Source organism: Gordonia sp. NPDC003585 (assembly GCF_040610755.1).
In the GTDB taxonomy this organism is placed as follows: Bacteria; Actinomycetota; Actinomycetes; order Mycobacteriales; family Mycobacteriaceae; genus Gordonia.
This window is the reverse complement of sequence record NZ_JBEXMX010000199.1, coordinates 1-1,030: the sequence shown is the minus strand read 5'-3', so window position 1 is coordinate 1,030 and position 1,030 is coordinate 1. Positions and strand designations below refer to the sequence as shown.

Annotated in this window: 1 pseudogene; it reads left to right on the top strand. The window is 65.6% G+C overall.

Features of this window, described 5'->3' with window-relative positions:
* Window positions 1–1,030 (top strand): annotated as a pseudogene (locus ABZW74_RS24595) (IS21 family transposase); the annotation flags it as partial.

Genomic DNA, 1,030 nt, shown 5'->3' with positions numbered 1-1,030 from the left:
GCGCCGATAAAGCACACGAGAAACTCGTCGCGTTGGGTTTCACCGGCGCGCAACGCACCACCCGCCGTGCGGTCGCGGAAGTGAAAACCCAATGGCGACTGGGGAACACACGGGTCCACCGGCCGTGGATCACCGAACCCGGGCTGTGGTTGCAGTACGACTTCGGTGACGGCCCACTCGTCGATGGCCGCAAAGTGGTGCTGTTGGTGGCGTGGCTGGCGTGGTGCCGCTATCGGGTGGTGATCCCGTTGCGCGATCGGACCGCGCCGAGCGTGTTCGCCGGCCTGGACCGGGTGTTCCGGATCCTCGGTGGCGCCCCGACGTATGTGTTGACCGACAACGAGAAAACCGTCACCACCGGGCATGTCGCCGGGGTCCCGGTCCGCAACCGCGACGCGGTCAGCCTCGGCCGCTACTACGGGGTCAGTGTGCTCACCTGCGAGCCCGCCGACCCCGCCACCAAGGGCGGGGTGGAAAACGCGGTCAAACTGGCCAAAGCCGATATCGTGCCGACCGACACCAACCTGCTCGACGCCTACGAGTCGTTCACCCAGGTGCAGGCGGCGTGTGAGCAGTTCATGGTGCAGATCAATGATCGGGAGCACCGGGCGACCGGGCGGCGCCCGGTGGAGATGCTCGCCGAGGAACGACAGCGGTTGCATCCGATCCCCGACATGCCACACACGACAGGATTGGGAGTGACCCGCCGGGTTCCCGACAACACCCCGATGATCACCTTCGACCACTGTCAATACTCGGTTCCGGCAACACTATTGGGACAGTCGGTGTGGGTGCGTCATCATCCCGGCAGCGATGAGGTCATCGTGTGCGCCCTGGATGCGGGTGGGCCGACCGAGGTAGCCCGGCATGCCCGAACCACCCGGGGTATCCCGGCCATCGATGACGCCCATTTCCCCGGGTATCACCCGAAAACGGGCTCTTCGAAGTTAGGCGGGCACTGCTCAGCAGTGGAATTGCTGGTTGTTGGCCCGCTGGGCGCGGGTGCAGTGGAATCGTATCCGGCGGCGTG